The following is a 22,136-nucleotide window of genomic DNA, read 5'->3' as shown; positions in this document are numbered from 1 at the left end:
GTGAATGCGAATCTGAACCGGATCTCGAATCCGACGCCGCCGGGCGAGCGGCAGCACGTGTTTCCGCCGCCGCTGGACCGCGATTACCGTGTCGAAGACGGGCGCGTCCTGACGCGCTCGCTGGAAGCGCATATCGTCGACCACTGCAACCTGACGTGCGCGGAATGCTGCTCGCTGTCGCCGCTTCTGCCCGAGTGGTACGCGAGCCCGGAATCGCTCGAGGCCGATCTGCGCCGTGCGGCGAAGGTACTGCGCCCGCGCATGTTCAAGCTGGTCGGCGGGGAACCGTTGCTGCATCCGGCGCTCGTCGAACTTGTCCGGCGCGTGCGCGACACGGGCATCGCGCCCGTGATCTCCGTCACGACGAACGGCCTGAAGCTCGGCGAGATGACGGACGCGTTCTGGCAGGCGGTGGATGCGCTGACGATCTCGCGCTATCCGAAGCCGTCGCTTTCACCCGACCTGGTCGCGCACATCGAGCACCAGGCCGCGCGCTTCGACGTGCGCCTGAACTGGAAGGTGCAGGACGTGTTCACGACGATGAACCGCGCGCAGCCCGGCACCGACCGCGACGCCGCGCAGCGCCTTTATCACGATTGCTGGATTCGCGAGCGCTGCCATATGATTCGCGACGGCATGTTCTACACGTGCACGCGTCCGGCGCATTTCCATACGCTCTACAAGGGCGAGAAGGATTTTCAATCCGACGGCCTGCCGCTGCGCGACGACGCGGACATGCTCGACGCGATGCTCGCCTATCTGCAACGCGAGGCGCCACTCGAAGCGTGCCTGCATTGCCAGGGCGGCAGCGCGCCGGTGGCGCCGCATCGCATCCTCAAACGCATTGAAGTGGACTCATTGAAGGCTCGTTATCCATGATCGTCGGCACGCGCGACCTGTTCGGCTTCGACCGGCTTCACTACCATCCACGCAGCGGCACGGCGGCGTCCGGCATCCGGGCCGTCCTGCACGCGTCGGGGCAACCGGCCGGCGAGCCGGACGCGGCGGCCATCGCGGGCTACCTCAGCGGCGAGCGTCTGGTCGGCCGCACCGTGCTGCGCGACGTGCGCGCGGTGCCGCCCGGTCACGCGCTGATCCGTTCGCCGCACGGGCTGACCGTCCAGCCGGCACCTGGGCAGCCGCGGCACGCCGATCTGGAAACCGTGCTGCGCGCGTCGCTGCAACGCGCGCTCGACAGCGGCAAGCGCGTTGCGCTGGCGTTGAGCGGCGGGCTCGATTCGGCGTTGCTGCTTGCGTTGCTGCGCGAACTCGACGCGCAGCGGCACGTGACGTCCTACATTCTCGTGACCGACATGCCGGATTATTGCGAACGCGATGCCGCACTCGAACTGGCCGGACAGATGCAGGCGAACGTGAAGCTCGTGCGCGTGAACGAGGCGGACTTCGTCGCGGCGCTGCCGAGAACGACCCATGCGGTCGAAGAGCCGATGTTCAACCTGCATCCGGTCGCGAAGCTGCTGCTGGCCGAGGCGATGGCCGCGGACGGCGTCGAGGTGGCCATCACCGGCGACGGCGCGGACCAGGTGCTGCGCCGCGACCGGTCGGCCAACTATCTGCCGCTGTGCCATGCGTTGTTCGATGCGGCGTCGGTCGACCTGCATCCGCCGTTCGTCGACGATGCCGTCGTCGCGCACCTGACGAGCATCGCGCCCGATCCGGACAAGCAATGCCTGCGCGATCTCGGTGCGCGCCTGAACCTGCCGGACCGCCTCGTGCGCGGTCCCAAGCGCGGGCGGCTCGCGCCGGCGATGGACCTCGCGGCGCTGCTCGATCGCGATCGTACGCGCGCGCTGGCCGATACGCTCGGTCTGGCCGCGCCCACGCTGCAGACGGACAACGAACGCGTGCTGTGGACGACGCTGTCGCTGATCCTCGATCATTTCGACCACCTCGATGCCGCGCATCGCCCCACCTGAATCGCTCATGAAACGCATCCTGTTCTGCGTGGTGCCCGAGAAAGGGCACGTCAATCCGTGCATCGGCCCGGCCCAGCATTTGCGCGCCGCCGGTTGCGACGTCGCGTTCTATGCGCCGGCCGATATCAGCGCCCAGCTCGACGGCGCCGGCGGCTTCGCGTTCGTCGGGCCGCGCGAGACACCCGAGCGCCACGACCTGTCGCGCGGCGCGAGCTTCGCCGCGAACATTCGCGACGCGGACTGGCTGCGGCACTGGATCCGCACGCTGCTGATCGATCTCGCGCCCGCGCAGGTGGACGGCATCCGCGCGGTGCTGCGCGACTGGCAGCCCGACGTGGTCGTGATCGATCCGCTGCTCTATGCGGCAGCGATTGCCGCCGAGCTGGAAGGGCTGCCGTGGGTGGCGATGTCGAATTCGCTGAATCCGGTGCTGCCGGACGATCTCGACTCCGAATTGCTGCGCACGGTGCGGTGGCTTGAGCCGGAACGCACACGATTGTTCGCGCGCTACGGGCTCGATGCGCGCTTTCGCGGTTGCGACATCCTGTCGCCGCATCTGACGCTCGCGTTCACCACCGACGCGCTGGTCGGCGCGCCGCCGCCCGGTGTCGAACTGGTCGGCCCCGCGCTGCCGTCCGGCCCGCGTGGCGACGAGACGCCGTTCCCGTGGGAACGCCTCGATGCCGATCGTCCGCTCGTCTACATGTCGCTCGGCAGCCAGCTTTACTACCATCCCGATGTGTTCGCGAAAGTCATCGAGGCGACAAGCGCAACGTCCGCGCAACTGGTGTTGTCGGTGGGCGAACTGGTCGACTCGGATCTGCTGCCGGCCGACGACGAACGCGTCGTCTCGGTGCGTTACGTGCCGCAACTGGCGCTGCTGCGACGCACGCACGCGTTCGTCAGTCATGGCGGCGCGAATTCGGTGATGGAGTCGCTTGCATGCGGCGTGCCGATGTTGCTGTCGCCGTTCTGCAACGACCAGTTCCATTCGGCGCACTTCGTCGAGCGGGCCGGCGCGGCGCGCGTGCTGGATCTGCAGCAGGCCGGCGTGGCGGACATTGCCGATGCGCTCGAATGCCTGTTGCGTCCCGGTTCGTTGCGCGAGCAGGCGGCGCGGATCCGCGCGAGCTACGCGCGCGACGGCTCTGAGGAGGCGGCGCGCCTGATCAGCGCACTCGCTTCAGGAAACCGCCTGGCGACAGCGTCATGAGTACGCGGTCTTCGATGTCGTAGTCGACCTCGAACCGGCCGTCGCGGTCGAGATATTCACGCACGGCGGTGGCCGGGTTATTGCCTTTGCCGTACGGTTTGCCGTCGAACATCGACGCGGGCAGGTACTCCATGATGGTATCCATCACGATCGCGTAGCTGCCGGGCGTCACGAGTGGCGCATAGCATTCGAGTTCGCGCAGCACGTGCGCGTGGGTATGCGTGAGGTCGAGGATCGCCATCACGCGTGCATCGTCACGCAGATGTGCGCGCACCGAGGCAAGGGTGTCGGCCGCGCACGATTCGCCTTCGATCAGCGTCATGCGGTGGGCGAGCCGGTGCGATTGCAGGCGCTGCCTGACCTCGTCGCGCAGGCGCGGCTCGATCGCGATGACGCGGCCGCTGTTGCCCGCCAATTCCAGCATCGACGCGGTGAACACGACCCCGCCGCCCGCCGCGATGCCGGTCTGCACGATGCAGTCGGGACGCTCGCGCCAGATCAGTTCCTGGAGCGCGAGCATGTCGCCGGGCAAGTGGAAGAAGCGCTCGCCGAGCCAGCGCGTCTGGAACAGATGGTCGAATTCGGCGGCGCGCGTCAGCCATTCGATATTGATGTCCCGCATGCGGGCCGAAGGACGCTCTGACATGGTCAATGCAACGAGTAGGAGTGACGTGAAAACGCTGGAACCGTGGCTTCACCGGTACTGGAACATCGGGCCTGCGAGCATGCAGGCGCTGGCGTCGGGCCATACTAACAAAACGTATCTCGTCGAGTGCGATGCGGCGCGCGCGGTGCTGCGCGTGTCGTGGCCCGGCAAGCCGGTCGAGCAGGTGGATCGCGAGGCGGCGATACTCGGCCGTCTCGGCGATCTCGGCCATCCGCGTACGGCGCCCATGCTGCCGGTGCTGCCGCGCCTGCGGCCGACCGTGGACGCACGATCCGGAGTGCAACTGCCCGATGGAAGCTGGCTGCATCTGTTCGAGCATATCGACGGCAGTCCCGGCCTGCCGGACGATGCGGAGGCGGGCGCGATCGACGCGATGCGCGCGCTCGCGCATCTGCATGCGGCGCTGGCGGCGATACCCGCGACCGAATCGGCGCCGCTGGCCTGGTTGTCGGCACGGCACGCGCGCGTAGCGGCGCGTGCCGCGCCGTCGTTGCCGGGCGACTTGAGCGGCCACTACGAGACGGTGATCCATCGGATCGGTGCCCATCTCGACGCTACCGCACGCTGGCTGACGGGGACGGTGCACTGGCTGCACGGCGACTATCACGCGGGAAACCTGTTGTACGTGGGAGGCGCCGTGAACGGCGTGCTCGATTTCGACGATGTCGGGCAGGGCGCGCAGTGGCTCGAAGCGGCCTTTGCGCTGTTTGCGCTGTCGCGCGATGCGGGCCGGGACGATCGCTTCGTATTCGACGCGCGGCGCTGGGACGCCGGCCTGCGGGCCTATGCGGCGACGCGGCCCGATGCCGCGCCGGACTGGATGCAGGATCGCCGCGACGCGCTGATGGTGCTGTTCTGCGCGGACCAGACGCTGATTCATCTCGAAGCCGCGCAGCGCGGCCTGTGGGCGCCGGGGCCCGGTATCGGCTTTCTCGGCGGCTGGTGGCAGTTGCTGGATGGTGCGGCGCCCTGACGCGAGCCGGCTGCGGTGTCAGCGCGGCCGGTTCAGGAACAGGCGTATGGCTTCGACTGTGTTGGGCCGCGCCTCGCCGTGCCGCGAGCCGTCGTGCATGCAGAACAGCACGTCGCGCTGCCGTGCCGTGCTGGCGTCGACATGGGCGCACATCGCGTCGCACAGCGCCTGCGGCGACGGCGCCGGCCGCTGCCAGTCGTCCAGTATCGCGGTCCAGCCGGTATGTTCGCGCTGCAGCCGCGCAAGCACGCCGGCGCGAGGGTCCTGCGGCATCAGTCCATAAGGCAGGCGCAGCGCGATCGCATCCGGTGCGGGAACGCCGGCCTGGCGATAGGCATCGCGGATCAGCGCGTCGGTCGTCTCGATCTCGTCGATCAGCGCGTCGTCCGATAGCGTGCCCGGCCGCGCATGCGAATGAGTATGGTTGCCGAGGCGATGGCCTTCGCGCGCCATGCTCGCCGCGACGTCGAGCGCCCCCGTCAGGTTCTTGCCGAGCAGGAAGAAAGTTGCTTTGCACGAGGCGGCGCGCAGGACGTCGAGCAAGGCCGGCGTCGAGGGGCCCGGGCCGTCGTCGAAACTGAGGCGAACTGACATCGCGTGTGTGATGCGCCGTGTGAGTGGAACCCGAACGATAGCGCAATCCGACGCCGGGCTGCCTGGGCACGACCGTCGGTACGGCGCTGGCGCGCGCGCCCGTCTCCGCGAGCGGGGCGCACGGGCGAGCGTGTCCGTACGGCACGCCCGTGCCGTTCGATGGCCTGTCGTGCGATCGGCGTGCGGTTCGGCGCGTCGACGCGCTGACCGGCAAACGTCGCCTGACGGTCTTGCCGGGCCTGCGTCGTCAGGTTTGAATTGAATCGACGTCGGATTCGCTCGAGTTTCAGATCGAGCCGCTGCCTGGCGTCCATTCCGTCCGCATTGCGAGCACCGTCAAAAGCCAAGGAAATCCGTGCAGCATAGGGTGCGCCTGCGCGCGGAAACGACGACAGGCGAACAAAGGTGCCGAAACACGAACGCGGCCGTGCCGTGCGCGACACGGCGACGGCCGCGCGAAACCGCCTGCGTTCGAGCGTCGCGTTGCTCAAGCGTCGTGCGCGAGCGCGGGCTCGTCCGGAATCGCGCGCTCGGCCAGCGCGACATAATCGCCCGATGTCGTGCGCTCGACCCGCGCATCGACGCGGTACGCGTGCCGCAGGTTCGACGGCGTCAGCACGTCGGCCGGCGCGCCGTCCGCGACGAGTCCGTCGCTGCCCAGCAACACGAGCCGGTCGCAGAAACGCGACGCGAGATTCAGGTCGTGCATCGCGACCAGCACGATCGCGCCACGCTGGCGGGCCGCGTCGCTGACAGCCTCCAGCGCGAGCAATTGCCACCGCAGGTCGAGCGCGCTGGTCGGCTCGTCGAGCAGCAGCAGCGGCGTGGCGCGCACGAGCACCTGCGCGAGCCCGACCATCTGCCGCTGGCCGCCCGACAGGCGATCGAGCGGCGACATCGCCAGCATGTGCAGCCGCAGCCGCGTGAATACCTGTTGCAACCGCTGGTCGCGCGCCGCGTCGGACAGGCCGCCGCAGGTGGCGCGCAACGCGCTGCGCACGGCTTCGTACACGAGCAGTGACGACGGCTGCGGCAAGGTCTGCGGCAGATAGCCGACCTGCCGCATGTGTTCGCGGCGCGGCCCGCGCAGCAGGTCGAAGCCGCCGAAACCCGCGCGGCCGGTCGCGGTCGCGAGCCGGGCCAGCGCGCGCAGCAGCGTCGACTTGCCGACGCCGTTCGGCCCAAGCAGCCCGACCATCGTGCCCGGCTCGACCGGTGCGAGCGACAGCCCGTCGAATACGGCCCGGGTGCCGTAGCGTACCCGCAGCGCGTCGAGATGCAGCGTCGGATCAGCCATCGAGCCTCCTGCGGCGGCTGACGAGCAGCATGAACATCGGCACGCCGACCAGCGCGGTGATGATGCCGATCGGCAGTGTCACGCCGGGAATCAGCGTCTTGCTGAGCACGGATGCGCCGGCCAGCATGATCGCGCCGGCGAGCGCCGCGCCCGGCAGGTAGTAGCGATGCTCGTCGCCGACCAGCAGCCGCGCGACGTGCGGCCCGACGAGGCCGACGAAGCCGATCGTGCCGACGAACGACAGCGCCGTTGCGGACAACAGGCTGATGCGCGCGAGCGCGACGAGCCGCAGCCGCTCGACCGCGATGCCCATGCTGCGCGCCTGCTCGTCGCCGGCGCGCAGCGCCGTCAGCGACGCGATGTCGAACCGTGCCCACAGCGTGCAGGCGCCGAATACGCAGGTCAGCAGCGCGATCTTGCCCCACGTCGCGCGCGCGAGGCTGCCCATGCTCCAGAACACGATCTGCTGCAGCGCATTCGCGTCGGCGATGAATTGCAGCAGCCACAGCAGCGCCTCGAAGCTGAACATCAGGCCGATGCCGAACAGCACGACGGTTTCGGTCGTCGCGCCGTGCCGCCAGGCGAGCCAGACGATCAGCAGCGTGGCGCCGCTCGCGCACGCGAACGCACCGAGCGACAGCGCGATGTTCTCGTTCCACAGCACCAGATGCCAGCCGGAAATCACGACGAGCGACGCGCCGACGCTTGCGGCGGCCGACATGCCGAGCGTGAACGGGCTCGCGAGCGGGTTGTTCAGCACGGTCTGCATTTCGGCGCCGGCGAACCCGAGCGATGCACCGACCAGCACGGCCATCAGTGCGTAAGGCAGGCGCACGTCCCACAGAATCACGCGCTGTTCGAGCGGCAGGCCGTCAGGCCGGAACAGGCCGCCGATCAGGTCGGCGACCGGGAACGGCGACGGGCCGGTCGAGATGTCGATGACGAGCAGCGCGACGAGCACGCAGGCAAGTGCGGCCAGCGCGCCGACGCGCCGCGCGGTGACGGCGCGGTAGCGAAGCCGCAGCGACGGGGGCGTGACGGGTGTCGTCGTGCTCATGCAGGCGCTCCGGTCGCAGGCTCGAACACCATGCGCGACGCGAGCGCGAGACTCGGCGGTACGACACCGCCGTGATCCTCGCCGTCGATCAGGCGGAACGCGGCGTCGAGCCCCGGGCGGCCGCCCACGCGCGCGACGAAGTCGCGGGCGGAGCTGATCTGCTTGCGCGCCTGCTGACGGCGCATCCGCTCGGGGTCGGGCGTCGATGCGCCTTCCTCGAGACTGCCGGCGGTTACGAGGACGCGCAGCGGCGGCGTGAGCGGGGCGGCTTGCGCGGCAAACCGGTCGGCATAGGGCAGCAGCGCGCGCTCGCCCCACCAGATCGACGGGCTCGCTGCCACGTAGCGCCGAAACAGGTGTGCGCGCGTGAGCAGCGCGTACAGCGTCAGCAGGCCGCCGTACGAGTGGCCGAACAGCGTCTGCCGTTCGGGATCGACCGGCAACTGGCGGGCGAGCCACGGCTGCACGTCGTGCTCGATGAAGTCGAGAAAACGGTCGGCGCCGCCGCCGCGGCCGTCCGGCGTTGGCGCAAGCGTGTAGTCGCTCTCGCGCGCGGCCATGTCGTAGGGCCCGTCGACCGGATAGCCGATGCCGATCACGACGGCCTCGGCGTCGCGCGCACCGTCCGGCCGGGCGCGGCGATTGCGGACGAGTTGCGCGGCGAGCGGGAACAGCGCATTGCCGTCGAGCACGGTGAGCACCGGGTGGGGTGTCGTGCCGGAGCGCTCGGTCGGCAATGCAACGAACAGGCGCCGCGTGCGGCCGGCGATCGTCACGTCGAACTGGCGGCTATGCGGCACGACGACGGGCGACGCGGCGTCGAGGCCGGGCCACGCGGGCGCTTCGGCGGCGCGCGCGGGCGCGAGCGCGCCGAGCGGGCCGGTCAATCCGGCGACGAGCAGGGAGCGGCGCATGGAAGAGGCGGGCGTCCGCATGTCAGGAGCCCTCCTGCACCCAGTATTCGCCTTGCAGCGCAACGGGCTGGAAGCGTCGCACCATCGTGTCGAACGTGGCGCGTGGATCGAGATCGGCGAACAGCGCGGGATGCAGCCACTTGGCCATCGCCTGCACGGCGACGACGTTGAACGGCGAGTTGTAGAAGTGATGCCAGATCGCATACGCGCGCCGTTCGCGGACTGCGCGCAGCGGCGCGATCTGCGGCCGTTTCAGCGACTGGTCGAGCGAGCGGATGGCAGCGTCGCGCGGCACGCCGGCGCCGAGTGCGATGCGCTGCGGAGCGCTTTGCAGCGTCTGAACCGAGCCGATCGCGGTGCCGATGTAGAAGTCGGGCTGGCGGCTCAGCAGGTATTCGGGGTTCAGCGTGCCGTGCTCGCCGGGCACACGGCCTTTCGCGACGTTGTTGCCGCCGGCGGCGTCGAGCAGGTGGCCCATCATGCCGGTCATCGTGTCGCAGCAGTCGCCCGACAGGCCGACGCGGCTTTCGAGGAATACGCTCGGCGCAGCGGGGCGCGCGGTCGCGAGCCGCGTGCGGACGAGGTCGAGCTGCTGCTGCCAGTACGCGTTGAATTCCGCCGCGCGCTGCGGCGAGCCAAGCACCTGGCCGAGCAGTGCGATGCTGCGCGGTGTGTTGGCGAGCGGGTCGTGCCGGAAGTCGACGAACACGATCGCGACGCCGGCCGCCTCGAGCCGCGCGAGCGTTTCGCGGTCGCGCTCGCCGGGGCCGTGGCCGCCGCCGAGCCCGAAGATTGCGACCTGCGGGCGCAGCGCGAGCGCGCGCTCGTCGCTGAAGCTGCCCGATTGCGAGCGGCCGATGCGCGGCACGTCCTTCAGGCGCGGGAAGCGTGCGAGCCATTGTGCGTAGCTGGCGGGATCGAGCTGCTCGAAATCGCCCATCATGCCGACGAGCCGGCGGGCCGGATCGCCGCCGTCGACGACCGCCAGCGCCGGCAGCAGGCGGCCCTCGCCGAGCAGCACGCGCTCGACGCGCGCAGGAATCCGGACCTGGCGCCCGGCCAGGTCGGTGACGATCGTCGTGTCTGCCTGCGCGGCATGCATCACGAGCCAACTGCACAGCCATACCCCCAGCATCGACCACATTCCGCTTGTCTTTTTCACGCGACTCCCGATACGATATAAATGAGAACCATTCGCATTTAATTGTAACCGAGCCGAAGCCGCGACAGGGGTATTGGCCGTTTGATCGAACACCAGAATAGTTTGCGCGGGCACGAGCGGCCCGCGCGCGGGGGTAATGACGACATGACAGCGCTGACGCCAGCCGCTTCCCATTCCGATCGCTATCGACACGACGCACACGTCGCGAAGATCCGCGAGGTGCGGCCCGGGCTGCGGATCCACTCGGACGATGCCACCGACGAATTCGACGCCGTGATGTCCGGACAATGTTCGCCGGGCCTGCATCTCGTCCTGCTGCTCGAGGGCGCGCTCGACGTGTCGTACGGCGACCGGCGCGTGGTGCTGACGACGGACGGGCGCCGCACCGGTCGCGCGCCCTGTGAAGCCGCGCGGCCCGCGGTGCGGATGCAGTCGTTCCTGCTCAACGCGGTCGAGCCGGACACGTTCCGCCGGCGGCTCAGCAAGGGCGGGTACGCGCGGCGGCTGAGCCTCGCGATGTCGGGCGAATGGCTCGGGCATCTGCAGGCGGCCAGCTGCGGTGTCCTGCCGCAACCACTCGATGCGATGCTGTCCGCGCATCTCGCGATCCGCTTCTGGCAGCCGACGCCGCGCGCGACGGCGCTCGCCGAGCAGATCGTGCGGCCGCCGGCCTATCAGCCGATGCTGCAGGCGATCTATCTCGAAAGCCGCGTGCTCGAACTGCTCGCGGAGGCGTTCACGCCGCTCGAGACCGGCGCGGCGCAGGCGGCCGACACGTCGCTCGGCTCGCGCGACTTCCGCCGGATGGCCGAGTTGCGCGCGTTCCTCGCGAGCGACGCAGTGCAGGAACTGTCGCTCGACGACATCGCACGGCACGCCGGGATGAGCGCGAACGCGATGCAGCGGCAGTTCCGCGCGGCTTACGGCACGACCGTGTTCGACTTTGTCCGCGAGCATCATCTGCAGCGTGCGCGGCTCGCGCTCGAGCGCGACGCGGTGAGCGTCAAGCAGGCCGCGGCACTGGCCGGCTATACGAGTGCAGCGAATTTCGCGACGGCCTACAAGCGCCGCTTCGGCGTCACGCCCACGCTTGCGCGGCGCAGCGACCAACGCTGACGACATCCGGCGGCGGCGCTCAAACGAGTTCGATGCTTACGCAAACATTTCGGCTGCTTACATGTTTCACAATACAAATGAGAATCAATCTCATTGTGAAACATAGAAAGCGCCACCATGTCGAATCAAGCCGCAAGCTTTGCATTGAAGCCGGTCGTCGTTGCCGGCCTGTATCTGATGGGTGCGTCGTGCGCATGGGCGCAGACGCCTGACCGGGCGACGGAGCCTGTCGCCGCGTCGTCCGTCGCCGTCAGGCCGGAGGATCCGGGCAAGCCGGCCAAACCGGTCGAAGCCACGCCGCCGGAGGCCGCCGCCGATCCGGCCACGCTGAAGGAGATCGTCGTCACGGCGAGCCGCCGCGAGCAGGCGATCCGCGAGGCGCCCGCGAGCATTTCGGTGATCAGCCGCGAAGACATCGCGGCGAAGCCGTATACGTCGGTCGCCGAGATCGTTGCCAACGTCGAAGGGGTGAGCGTCGTCGGCGCGTCGCCGAACGACCAGGACATCTCGATTCGCGGGATGCCGGGCGAGTACACGCTGATCCTCGTCGACGGGCGCCGCCAGAACACGCGCGAAACGATGAACCGCGGCACGGCCGGCGTGCAGTCGAACCTGATGCCGCCGCTGTCCGCGATCGAGCGGATCGAGGTCGTGCGCGGGCCGATGTCGTCGCTGTACGGCGCCGACGCGATGGGCGGCGTGATCAACGTGATCACGCGCAAGGTGCCGAAGCGCTGGGGCGGCACGATCACGGCCGGCAGCGTGTGGCAGCTCGAATCGGATCAGGGCGACACGCAGAGCGTCGACTTCTGGCTCGGCGGCCCGCTGAAATCCGATGTGCTCGGGTTGCAGGCGTCGGGTCGTCTCCTGCATCGCGGGGAAGACAACATTTACTACCCGAACAGCGGAACGGGCGGGGCGAACGGGCAGCGGATCGGCAGCTTCGATGTGAAGCTGTCGGCGAAGCCCGCAAGTAACCAGGACGTGAGCGTCAACATCGGGCGCGAGCAGCTCACCTATCTCAGCACGCCGGGCAAGAGCGCCGCGCCGCTCACGCCGCGCACGGCCGCGTCGGCGCTGACCGAGACGCGGCACGTGCGCGATTACTGGGGCATCACGCACGACGGCCGCTGGGGCTTCGCCGACACGACGGTGTCGCTGTACGGCGAGCGTGGTGTGCAGGACCAGTGGACGCCGTCCGGGCGTTCGCCGGTGAAGCCCGCGCTGACCGACACGATCCTCGAAGCCAAGGCCGCGGTGCCGTGGTGGGGCGAGCGCAACATCCTGACCGTGGGCGGCCAGCATATCTGGTCGCGGTTGTCGGGCGTCAGCGTGCAGGACGCGGTGCCGAAAGGGCATGGCGCCAATGCGGATCGCGTCACGCGCAACGCGTGGGCGTTGTTCGGCGAAAACGACTATTTCTTCAACGACCGCTTCACGCTGACGACCGGCGTGCGGCTCGACCACGACGACCGCTACGGCAGCCACGTCAGCCCGCGCATCTACGGGGTGTACCAGCTCAGCAAGGCGTGGACGGTGCGCGGCGGCGTATCGACGGGCTTCCGTCCGCCGTCGCTGCGCCAGAGCACGGCCGGCTACTGCATGACGTCGGGCGGTGCGGCGGGCGCGGTGCCCGGTACGCTGTGCGGCAATCCGGACCTCAAGCCGGAAACGAGCCTGACCGAGGAACTCGGCGTGCGCTACGACCTGGGCGACACGTATGCGGGCCTGACGCTGTTCAACAACCTGTTCAAGAACAAGGTGGCGAGCTACGACACGGGCAGGCCCGATCCGCGCTCGCCGGGCCGCAACATCTACGTGTACGACAACATCGACAAGGTCAAGTTGTACGGGCTGGAGATCGGCGCCGGCACGCGGCTGTCGCGCACGCTGAAGGTGTCGGGCGCGTACACGCTGACCGAATCGCGCCGCGAGGGTAGCGGCGAGAAGGCGTTCAACGGCAGTTCGCTCGATGGCTATCCGCTCGACAAGACGCCGAAGCACAAATTCAACGTGCAGGTCGACTGGACGCCGACGGCCAAGCTCGACCTCTACGCGACGGCGAACTACATCGGCAGCGAATACTGGGCCGCGTTCCGCAACGGCGCGCAGGGCGTGCGCGAGCGGCCGTCGACGACGACCTTCGATCTCGGCGGCCGTTACCGGATCGACAAGCGTTTCTCCGTCAATTTCGCGGTGCTGAACCTGACCAACAAGATGGTGCCGATCGACGATCGGACACGCACGACCGGGCTGAGCGGCAACTGGCTCGTCGACCAGGGGCGCCGCATCGCGGTGAGTCTGACCGCCGAAATGTGACGGCATGGCCGGCGCCAGGCGCCGGCTCAATCAATCTCGAGGCAATGTCATGAATGCGATTTCCCGACCTTCCGAGTTATTAGTACCCCATAACGTATGGGATGTGTATCGCGCGGATACGCCGCTGTTTCTCGCGACGCCGGCGCATACGCTGCTGGCGAGCGACATCGCGGACGCGATTGCGCATGCGGACCTGCCGCTCGCGACGCGTGTGAACGACGCGCTGCGCCGCGCGCGGGACGACGGTCATGCGGGCGCTGCCGTGGTCGGCGCGGTGCCGTTCGATGTCCACGCGCCGGCCGCGCTGCGGGTCGCGCACACGATGCTGCGCGCGCGGCCGCTCGGTGCGCTGCGCGCAGCCGCGCCGGCCGCCGCGCGCTATGCGACGCGCGAAGTGCCGTCGGCGGACGTCTATGCGGACGCGGTTGCGCAGGCGGTTGCCCGGATTCGCGCGGGCGAGCTCGACAAGGTCGTGCTGGCGCGCACGCTGGAGGCAACCGGCGACGCACCGGTCGAGGTAGCGGCGCTGGTCGCGCGTCTCGCGTCGAGCAATCCGCACGGCTACACGTTCTCGGTGAATCTCGGCGAGGGCCGTACGCTGCTGGGTGCGAGCCCGGAGCTGCTCGTCAGCCGCTTCGGCGGTGTCGTGCGCGCGAATCCGCTGGCCGGGTCCGCGCCGCGCAGCCGCGACCCGGACGAGGATCGACGGCGCGCGCAGGCGCTGCTGGCGTCCGCGAAGGATCTCGACGAGCACCGGGTCGTCGTCGAGGCCGTGCGCGACAGTCTCGCGCCGCTGTGCCGTCGGCTCGACGTGCCGGCGCGTCCGTCGCTCGTGCATACGGAAACGATGTGGCATCTGTCGACCGAAGTGTGCGGCGAAACCGACGCCGATGCGCTGACGCTAGCGCTCGCGCTGCACCCGACGCCGGCCGTCTGCGGCGCGCCGCGTGCGGCGGCGCGTGACTGCATTCGCAATGCCGAGCCGTTCGATCGCGGCTTCTACGCGGGCATGCTCGGCTGGGTCGACGCGCAGGGTGACGGCGAGTGGGTCGTCACGATCCGCTGCGCCGAAGCGTTCGACCGCACGCTGCGGCTCTATGCGGGTGCGGGGGTGGTCGGCGAATCGACGCCCGCCGGGGAGTGTGCGGAAACCGCCGCGAAATTCCGGACGATGCTGGATGCGCTCGGTATCGACCGCGACGCCGCGTCGGGTGCCGCGCAGGAGGCGGCATGACGTCCGCGCACCGCACGCCGTGGCCGGACGAGGCCGCCGCCGCTTACCGGCAGAAAGGTTACTGGCTCGGCCAGTCGTTCGCGCAATGGTTCGGTGAACGTGTTGCACGACACGGCGAACGCATTGCGCTCGTGCAGGGCGAGCTGCGCTGGTCGTACCGGACGTTCGCGGCGGAAGCCGAACGCACGGCCCGCGCGCTGAGCGCATGCGGGATCGTCGCGGGCGACCGCGTGGTCGTGCAATTGCCGAATTGCGTTGCGTTTTTCGCGGTGACGTTCGCGCTGTTCCGCATCGGCGCGCTGCCGGTGTTCGCGCTGCCCGCGCATCGCCGGCGCGAGATCGGCCACTTCTGCCGGCACGCGGGCGCAGTGGCCTATGTCGCGGCGCAAACGCATGACGGATTCGACTACCGGGCACTCGCGAACGAGGTCCGTGCCGATGCGCCGACGCTGCGCCACGTGTTGTTCACGGCGCCCGGCAATGCACGCGTCGCGCTGCCGGACGCGCCATCCGACGACGAATTGCCGCCGGGCCCCGGCGCGCACGAGATCGCGTTCCTGCAACTGTCGGGCGGCAGCACGGGCACGCCGAAGCTGATCCCGCGCACGCACGACGACTACCTGTACAGCGTGCGCGAGAGCGCGCGCATCTGTGGGCTGACCGAGCGCAGCGTCTATCTCGCGGCGCTGCCGGCTGCGCACAACTATGCGCTGAGCTCGCCGGGCTCGCTCGGCGTCTTCGAGGCGGGTGGCACCGTCGTGCTGAGCGACGGCGCGAGCCCCGAAATCGCGTTCCCGCTGATCGAGCGCGAGCGCGTGACGGTGGCGGCGCTGGTGCCGCCGCTCGTGCCCGTATGGCTGGCCGCGGCCGCACGGCGGCGCGGCGCGCTCGCGAGCCTCGAACTCGTGCAGGTCGGCGGCGCGCGCTTCGATCCGGCGCTCGCGGCACGCGCGGTTGACGGTTTCGGCGCGCAACTGCAGCAGGTGTTCGGCATGGCCGAAGGGCTCGTCAACTACACGCGGCTCGACGATCCGCGCGACGTGGTGACCGGTACGCAGGGGCGTCCGATCTCGCCGGACGACGAGATCCGCATCGTCGACGACGACGACCGACCGGTCGAACCCGGCGAAGTCGGCCATCTGCTGACGCGGGGGCCTTACACGATCCGCGGCTACTACGACGCCGCAGCACACAACGCGCGCGCCTTCACGGCAGACGGCTTCTACCGCACCGGCGATCGTGTCCGCGTGACGGCAGGCGGTCAGCTCGTCGTCGAGGGGCGCGCGAAGGACCAAATCAACCGCGGTGGCGAGAAGATCTCCGCCGAGGAGATCGAACACCTGCTGCTCGCGCATCCGGGCGTCGTCGATGCTGCGCTGGTGGCGATGCCCGACCCGTATCTCGGCGAGCGCAGCTGCGCCTACGTGATTCGAGGGACGCCCGCGCCGGCTGCGCCGGACCTGGTTCGCTTCGTGCGCGAGCAGGGCGTGGCCGCGTACAAGGTGCCCGACCGGATCGAATTCGTCGACGCGTTCCCGAAAACGCCCGTCGGCAAGATCGACAAGCGCGCGCTGCGGCAGCACATCGCGGACAGCCTGGCCGACGCCGCGTGACGCGTGCGCCGGAACCCCGACTCTTTCATCTCAACGCAAACCATCATGGCCATTCCGAAAATCGCTTCCTATCCGATGCCCGCCGAGCTGCCGGCCAACCGTGTGGACTGGCGGTTCGACCCGCGCCGCGCGGCGCTGCTCGTGCACGACATGCAGGATTACTTCCTCGATTTCTACGACCGCGCAGCGGCGCCCGTGCCTACGCTTGTCGCGCACGTGCGCCGCCTGATCGATTTCGCGCATGCGGCCGGGATGCCGGTCTATTACACCGCGCAGCCGGCGACACAGGCGGCGGCCGACCGCGCACTGCTGACCGACATGTGGGGCCCCGGCCTGACCGCGCAGCCGTCGCGCGCGGCGATCTGCGGCGCGCTCGCGCCGGCGCCCGGCGATACGGTGCTCGACAAGTGGCGCTACAGCGCATTCCGGCGCTCGCCGCTCGAGACGCATCTGCGCGAGCAGGGGCGCGACCAGCTCGCGATCTGCGGGATCTATGCGCACATCGGCTGCCTGATGACGGCCTGCGACGCGTTCATGCGCGACGTGCGGCCGTTCTTTGTCGCGGACGCTCTCGCGGATTTCTCGGAGCGCGAGCACCGGATGGCGCTCGACTACGTGGCCGGCCGTTGCGGGAAAGTGGTGACCACCGACGCGTTGGTCGGCGCTGCGCTGGAGGCTGAAGCGGCTGCGGATGACACGGCGCCGACGCTTGCCACGATCGCGGCACAGGTCGCCCGCAGCCTGCGGATGCCGGCCGCCGACCTGCGCGAGCACGACAACCTGATCGATTGCGGGCTCGATTCGATCCGGATGATGACGCTCGTCGAAGCGTGGCGTGCGCAAGGCTACGACGTCACGTTCGTCCAGCTCGCGGAGCAGCCGACGCTCGACGCATGGACGCGCGTGCTGCGGCATGCGGCGCAGGTGAGCGCATGACGGCGCGTCCGGTGATGCCGATGGCCGACGCCCGTCCGGCACCGTTCGTCAGCACGGCGGAAGTGTCGGTGCCACAGGCCGACCGCGTGCTGTTCAAGCTGTGCAAGCACTACGCGATCAAGGTGCCGGTCGTGTTCGACACGCATCGCGCGACCATCGATTTTCCGTACGGCGTCTGCCGGATGCTGCGTACCGACGACGTGCTGCAGCTTCGATGCGAAGCCGATTCATCGGAGCGGCTCGAGCAGATTCAGTACGTGATGGACGAACACCTGGGGCTGATGTCGCGCAACCGCGCGCTGGTGGTCGCATGGGAGCGGGGCGCGTAACGCGGCCCGCTGCCGGTTCAACGAACTTCGGGGCACATCCGCCGATGAAAAACGAATCCTTGCCGATCCGCGCGACGTCCGCGCAATACGGCATCTGGGTCGCACAGCAGGTCGACCCTGACGATCCGGGCTATCTGACGGCCGAGACCGTCGAACTCGACGGCGCGCTCGACGTCGCCGCACTGACCGACAGCGTCGAGGCCGTACTCGATCACGCCGACGCGCTGCACATGCAGTTCGCGTGGCAGGACGACGCGCTGTGGCAGGTGCGTCGCGCGCCGCGCACGCGGCTGCCGCTCGTCGACCTGTCGGCGCAGGCCGATCCCGTCGAGGCGGCGCATGCGTGGATGAAGGCGTCGCTGTCGATCTGCTGCGACGTGACGGCCGATCCGCTTTACCGCACGGCGTTGTTGCGGCTGTCGCCGACCCGGCACTGGTGGTATCTGCAGGTTCACCACATCGCGCTCGACGGCTTCGGCTACGGGCTGTTGCAGCAGGCCGTGGCGGCCCGCTACAGCGCGCGCGTCACCGGTGCGCCGCTGCCACCGCTGCCTGACTGGCGGATCGATCGTGTCGTGGAGGCCGAGGCGCGTTACTGCGCCAGCGGCGGCTTCGACGCGGATCGTGCGTTCTGGCGCGCGCACCTGCGCGACGTGCCCGCGCCGCTCGAGCTCGCGCCGAAACAGGATGCCGCCCGGGATGCGCGGCGGGCGACGTGCGTGATCGATGTCGAACGCGTGCATGCGTTGCGTGCGGCTGCCGAGCGGATCGACGTCGACTGGAACGCGTGGCTGCTGTGCGCGACCGGCCTCTGGCTCGCGAAGCAGGGCGGCCAGCGCGACCTGACGCTCGGACTGCCGGTGATGAACCGTCTCGGCACGCCGGCGCTCGGCGTGCCGTGCATGGCGATGAACATCGTGCCGCTGCGCATGCATGTCGATGCCGGGCGCTCGCCGCGCGCGCTCGCGCACGAATGCGCGGAACGCGTGCGCGCGATCCGGCCGCACCTGTACTACCGGTATGGGTGGATTCGCGGCGATCTCGGGTTGCTGGAGCGCAATGCGTTCCTGTTCAACCAGGCCGTCAACGTGATGCCGTTCGAACGGCAGGTCGCGTTCCATGGGCTTGCGAGCAATACGCAGGCCGTGAGCGGCGGTCCGGTGAAGGACCTGAACGTGACGCTTGCCGTACGCGGCGGCGCGTGGCACCTGACGCTCGAGGCGAATCCCGACGCGTACGACGAGGCCACGGTCGTTGCGCACGCAAACGATCTTTCCGCGTGGCTCGACGCATTTGCCGCGCACGTGCCGGATGCGTCGCTCGATACGCTGCTCGACGGGATGCCCGCGCCGTCGATCGTGCGCGGTGCGCCGCTGGCCGGGCCGTATGCCGACGTGCTCGCGCGGATCGAACGCATTGCGCGCGATGCGCCGGCGCAACCGGCGATCGAGGCGGGCGGCCGGTGCGTCGACTACCGCGCGCTGCTCGCCGATGCCGATGCGCTTGCCGAGGAACTCGACCGGCGAGGTGTCGCGAGCGCCGCACGCGTGGCGATCGCCGCGCCGCGTGCGCCCGACGTGATCGCGGCGATGCTCGCCGTGCTGAGGGTCGGTGCCACGATCGTGCCGGTCGATCCGGAGGGCCCACCGCAGCGCGTCGCGGCGATGCTGGAGGATGCCGCACCCACGCTCGTGATCACGCGGGCGGCCTACCGTGGCTGCGCGGGTGGCCTGCCGGTGCTCGATCTCGACGCGCCGCGCACGCCGTCGCTCCGTGGCATCGCGCATGCCGCGTTCGACGCCGGGACACCGGCGTACCTGTTGTACACGTCGGGTTCGACCGGCCGGCCGAACGGCGTACTGGTCGGGCGTGGCGCGCTGGCGCATTTCGTCGACAGCACGAGCCACCTGTATCGCATCGCCCCGGGGGACCGCGTGCTGCAGTTCGCGCCGCTGCATTTCGATGCGAGCTTCGAGGAGATTTTCGCGACGCTCTGCAATGGTGCGACGCTCGTGCTGCGCGACGATGCGATGCTCGACTCGGTCGACGCGTTTACGGCCGAGGTCGAGCGGCGCCGCATCACGGTGCTCGACCTGCCGACCGCCTACTGGCACGTGCTTGCGCACGCACTGGACGCGCGCCAGGCGCAACGCCTGGCCGGCGTGCGCCTGACGATCATCGGCGGGGAGGCCGCGCTGCCTGAGCGGATCCAGCGCTGGCATGCGCACCTGCCGGACCTGGCGCTGCTGAACACGTACGGGCCGACCGAAGCGACGATCATCGCGACGGCTGCCTGCGTGAGCGGCCCCGGCGCGGTCTGGCGCGACGGCGAACCGGTGCCGATCGGGATGCCGCGCGCGGGCGTCGACGTGCGCGTCGTCGACGAACGGCTGTATCCGGTGGCCGAAGGCCGCACGGGCGAACTGGTGGTGTGCGGCGACGCGCTGGCGCTCGGCTACCCGGGCAATGCGGCGCTGACTGCCGAGCGTTTCGTCACGCTCCCCGAAGGCGCGCGTGCGTATCGAACCGGCGACCTCGCCACCGTACGTGACGGCCGGCTGGTGTTCGACGGCCGGATCGACCACGAGGTGAAGATCAGCGGCGTGCGCATCGATCCGCGCGAGATCGAGGACTGGCTGTTGCGCACGCCCGAGGTGCGCGAAGCGGCGGTCGTCGCGTTGCGCGGCGACGCCGACGTGACGACGCTCGCGGCGTTCGTCGCCGGAGTCGACGGGTTCGACGATACGGCTGCGTTGCGCGCGCGGCTCGCCGACGCGCTGCCGGCTGCGGCGATCCCCGACGCGTGGCACGTGCTCGAACGGCTGCCGCGCAACGTCAACGGCAAGACCGATCGCAACGCGTTGCGGCAGTTGGCGGTTGCGGGCCGGATCGGCGTGGACGACGATCCGCGCGCCGACGCGCTGGAACGCCAGGTGATGCACGCGTGGCGCAGCGTGCTCGGCGGCGTCGCGCTCACGCCGGATTCAAATTTCTTCGACATCGGCGGCAAGTCGTTGCAGGCGATCCAGGCGAGCGCGAGGCTGGCAACCGCGCTCGACCGCGACGTGCCCGTGTCGATGCTGTTCCGTCACGCGACGGTCGCGGCGCTGACGGCCGCGTTGCGCACGCCGCTGCCGTACCGGCCGCGCGCGGCGCGCGACGCGTTCGCGCCGCATCTCGCGATCCAGACGGCGGGCGGGCCCGCGCAGCGGCTGATCTGCATCCATCCGGCCGACGGTCTCGCATGGAGTTACCTGCGACTTGCCGCGTACCTGCCCGACGCGACGATCGACGGGTTGCAACTGTCGGTCGACGACACCAACGATGCAGCCGATTTCGACGCGCTCGTCGGCACCTATGTGCGGCGCGTGCGGGCGCTGCAGCCGGACGGGCCGTACCACCTGCTCGGCTGGTCGCTGGGCGGCGCGCTCGCGTATGCGGTTGCGGCGGCACTCGAGCGGGCCGGTGCGACGGTCGGCGTGCTCGCGCTGATGGACAGCTATCCGTCGTCCGCGTGGACGGCGCAGTCGCAGCCGGAAACGGGCGATGCGCTGCGGATCCTGCTGACGGTCAACGGCGATTTCGACACGGCGTCGTTGTCCGACGCGCAACTGCGCCAGCGTCTGCTGCGCGCGAACAGCCCGTTTGCGGCGCTCGGCGGCGCGGGGCTCGATGCGCTGGTCGACGCGACGCTCAGGCAGATGCGCCAGTTTCGCGCGGCGTCGACGCCGCATTACGGCGGGGAGCTGCTGCTGTTCAACGCGACCCGCAAGCGGCCCGGCACGCCCGTGCCCGACAGCTGGGCCGCGCACCGGCCGGCGGCGTTGCCGACCTGCGTGGCGCTCGACTGTTCGCACGACGGGATGTCCGACCCCGAACCGATGGCGGCGATCGGCGCCGCACTGAGCGAGCGGCTCGCCGTTTGGGCCGCGATGGAAACCGATACGAGGAATCTGAATCGATGAGCAGGGAAACCGACATGACATTTCCGGCGGGCGTCGCCGTCGTGACCGGCGCGGCGCGCGGGATCGGCGCAGCCGTGGTGCGCGCGCTCGCCGAACGCGGCGTCGACGTTGCCGCATTCGACGCCGATGGCGACACGCTAATGCGAGCCGGCGAGGACCGCCCGCCGGCATCCGGGCGCGTGCATCCGTTCGCGGTCGACGTGGCGGACGCGAACGCCGTACGCGCGGCAATCGAGCAGGTGGAGGCGACGATCGGTCCGATCGGCATGCTCGCGAACGTCGCCGGCGTGTTGCGGTTGGCGGCCGCGACATCGCTGACGGACGACGACTGGGCGCACTGCTTCGCGGTGAATACGCACGGCGTGTTCCATCTGTCGCGCGCGGTTGCGGCACGCATGATCGAGCGGCGCGCGGGCAGCATCGTGACCGTGGGCTCGAACGCGGCGCTCGTGCCGCGCACGCAGATGGCCGCTTATGCCGCATCGAAGGCCGCCGCGCACCAGTTCACGCGCTGCCTCGGCCTGGAGCTGGCCGGCCACGGGATTCGCTGCAACATCGTCGCGCCGGGCTCGACCGATACGCCGATGCAGCGCCAGCTCTGGCGCGGCCCCGAAGGCCCGGCGGGCGTCATCGCAGGCTCGCTCGAAACCTATCGCACGGGTATCCCGCTCGGCCGGATCGCCGCACCGGCCGATGTTGCCGACACCGTGCTGTTCCTGCTGTCCGACGCCGCCCGCCACGTGACGCTGCACACGCTGTGCGTCGACGGCGGCGCGACGCTCGGCGTGTGACGGCGCGCCCGTCTTCCGT

At 69.7% G+C, this 22,136-nt stretch carries 18 protein-coding genes; 12 read left to right on the top strand and 6 right to left on the bottom strand.

Going from position 1 to position 22,136, the window contains the following annotated elements; genetic code table 11:
• The 3 genes from HAV18_RS33945 to HAV18_RS33935 are packed head-to-tail and all read left to right on the top strand — an operon-like array spanning position 1 to position 3,150.
• Positions 1 to 879: a 4Fe-4S cluster-binding domain-containing protein gene (locus HAV18_RS33945; RefSeq protein WP_166964657.1), complete on the top strand. Its 879-nt coding sequence runs from the start codon at positions 1 to 3 to the stop codon at positions 877 to 879.
• Positions 876 to 1,937 (top strand): asparagine synthase-related protein, encoded by a 1,062-nt coding sequence (locus HAV18_RS33940; protein WP_166964655.1) that lies wholly within the window; start codon positions 876 to 878, stop codon positions 1,935 to 1,937. The genes HAV18_RS33945 and HAV18_RS33940 overlap by 4 nt, the downstream gene beginning before the upstream one ends.
• Before the next feature lie 7 nt (positions 1,938 to 1,944).
• Positions 1,945 to 3,150 carry a glycosyltransferase gene (locus tag HAV18_RS33935; protein ID WP_166964653.1) on the top strand — a complete coding sequence of 402 codons (1,206 nt, stop codon included), beginning with the start codon at positions 1,945 to 1,947 and terminating at the stop codon, positions 3,148 to 3,150.
• On the opposite strand, the gene HAV18_RS33930 is transcribed toward HAV18_RS33935, so the two are convergent.
• Positions 3,107 to 3,796: a CmcI family methyltransferase gene (locus tag HAV18_RS33930; protein ID WP_166964651.1), complete on the bottom strand. Its 690-nt coding sequence runs from the start codon at positions 3,794 to 3,796 to the stop codon at positions 3,107 to 3,109. The genes HAV18_RS33935 and HAV18_RS33930 overlap by 44 nt on opposite strands.
• Here HAV18_RS33930 and HAV18_RS33925 point away from each other — a divergent pair.
• A complete protein-coding gene (locus tag HAV18_RS33925; RefSeq protein ID WP_208102226.1) occupies positions 3,795 to 4,790 on the top strand; it encodes a phosphotransferase in 996 nt (331 codons plus the stop codon). The genes HAV18_RS33930 and HAV18_RS33925 overlap by 2 nt on opposite strands.
• Before the next feature lie 18 nt (positions 4,791 to 4,808).
• Here HAV18_RS33925 and HAV18_RS33920 read toward each other — a convergent pair whose 3' ends face one another.
• The 5 genes from HAV18_RS33920 to HAV18_RS33900 form a co-directional block, all read right to left on the bottom strand.
• The gene (locus HAV18_RS33920; RefSeq protein ID WP_166964649.1) at positions 4,809 to 5,384 is read right to left on the bottom strand and encodes a polysaccharide deacetylase family protein; all 576 of its coding nucleotides are present in this window, start codon (positions 5,382 to 5,384) and stop codon (positions 4,809 to 4,811) included.
• Between the two features lie 487 nt (positions 5,385 to 5,871).
• Entirely contained in the window at positions 5,872 to 6,681 is an 810-nt protein-coding gene (locus HAV18_RS33915) for an ABC transporter ATP-binding protein (RefSeq protein ID WP_166964647.1), read from the bottom strand.
• Entirely contained in the window at positions 6,674 to 7,738 is a 1,065-nt protein-coding gene (locus HAV18_RS33910; protein WP_166964645.1) for an iron ABC transporter permease, read from the bottom strand. The genes HAV18_RS33915 and HAV18_RS33910 overlap by 8 nt, the downstream gene beginning before the upstream one ends.
• Positions 7,735 to 8,652 (bottom strand): alpha/beta hydrolase, encoded by a 918-nt coding sequence (locus tag HAV18_RS33905; protein WP_243771816.1) that lies wholly within the window; start codon positions 8,650 to 8,652, stop codon positions 7,735 to 7,737. Before HAV18_RS33905 ends, HAV18_RS33910 begins: the two co-directional genes overlap by 4 nt.
• A gap of 22 nt (positions 8,653 to 8,674) precedes the next feature.
• Positions 8,675 to 9,796 carry an ABC transporter substrate-binding protein gene (locus HAV18_RS33900; protein WP_166964641.1) on the bottom strand — a complete coding sequence of 374 codons (1,122 nt, stop codon included), beginning with the start codon at positions 9,794 to 9,796 and terminating at the stop codon, positions 8,675 to 8,677.
• 162 nt (positions 9,797 to 9,958) lie between these two features.
• Here HAV18_RS33900 and HAV18_RS33895 point away from each other — a divergent pair, with 162 nt between their 5' ends.
• From HAV18_RS33895 to HAV18_RS33860, 8 genes are all read left to right on the top strand, one after another.
• Positions 9,959 to 10,930 (top strand): helix-turn-helix transcriptional regulator, encoded by a 972-nt coding sequence (locus HAV18_RS33895; RefSeq protein WP_166964639.1) that lies wholly within the window; start codon positions 9,959 to 9,961, stop codon positions 10,928 to 10,930.
• Between the two features lie 117 nt (positions 10,931 to 11,047).
• On the top strand, positions 11,048 to 13,249 hold the full coding sequence (locus tag HAV18_RS33890) for a TonB-dependent receptor domain-containing protein (RefSeq protein ID WP_166964637.1): 2,202 nt from the start codon (positions 11,048 to 11,050) through the stop codon (positions 13,247 to 13,249).
• Positions 13,250 to 13,298: 49 nt separating this feature from the next.
• Positions 13,299 to 14,483 (top strand): isochorismate synthase, encoded by a 1,185-nt coding sequence (locus HAV18_RS33885; protein WP_166964635.1) that lies wholly within the window; start codon positions 13,299 to 13,301, stop codon positions 14,481 to 14,483.
• Positions 14,480 to 16,096 (top strand): (2,3-dihydroxybenzoyl)adenylate synthase, encoded by a 1,617-nt coding sequence (locus HAV18_RS33880; protein WP_166964633.1) that lies wholly within the window; start codon positions 14,480 to 14,482, stop codon positions 16,094 to 16,096. The genes HAV18_RS33885 and HAV18_RS33880 overlap by 4 nt, the downstream gene beginning before the upstream one ends.
• 45 nt (positions 16,097 to 16,141) lie before the next feature.
• Complete coding sequence (locus HAV18_RS33875) at positions 16,142 to 17,032, top strand: isochorismatase family protein (RefSeq protein WP_166964631.1); 891 nt, start codon at positions 16,142 to 16,144, stop codon at positions 17,030 to 17,032.
• Positions 17,029 to 17,361, top strand: coding sequence for a DUF2218 domain-containing protein (locus HAV18_RS33870; protein ID WP_166964629.1), 333 nt, complete (start codon positions 17,029 to 17,031; stop codon positions 17,359 to 17,361). Before HAV18_RS33875 ends, HAV18_RS33870 begins: the two co-directional genes overlap by 4 nt.
• 44 nt (positions 17,362 to 17,405) lie before the next feature.
• Positions 17,406 to 21,326, top strand: coding sequence for a non-ribosomal peptide synthetase (locus HAV18_RS33865; RefSeq protein ID WP_166964627.1), 3,921 nt, complete (start codon positions 17,406 to 17,408; stop codon positions 21,324 to 21,326).
• On the top strand, positions 21,323 to 22,117 hold the full coding sequence (locus HAV18_RS33860; RefSeq protein ID WP_166964625.1) for a 2,3-dihydro-2,3-dihydroxybenzoate dehydrogenase: 795 nt from the start codon (positions 21,323 to 21,325) through the stop codon (positions 22,115 to 22,117). Before HAV18_RS33865 ends, HAV18_RS33860 begins: the two co-directional genes overlap by 4 nt.
• Positions 22,118 to 22,136: the final 19 nt, after the last annotated feature.

It is taken from the genome of Burkholderia sp. D-99 (assembly GCF_011605345.1).
GTDB lineage: Bacteria > Pseudomonadota > Gammaproteobacteria > Burkholderiales > Burkholderiaceae > Burkholderia.
This window is presented reverse-complemented; position numbering and strand designations above follow the sequence as displayed.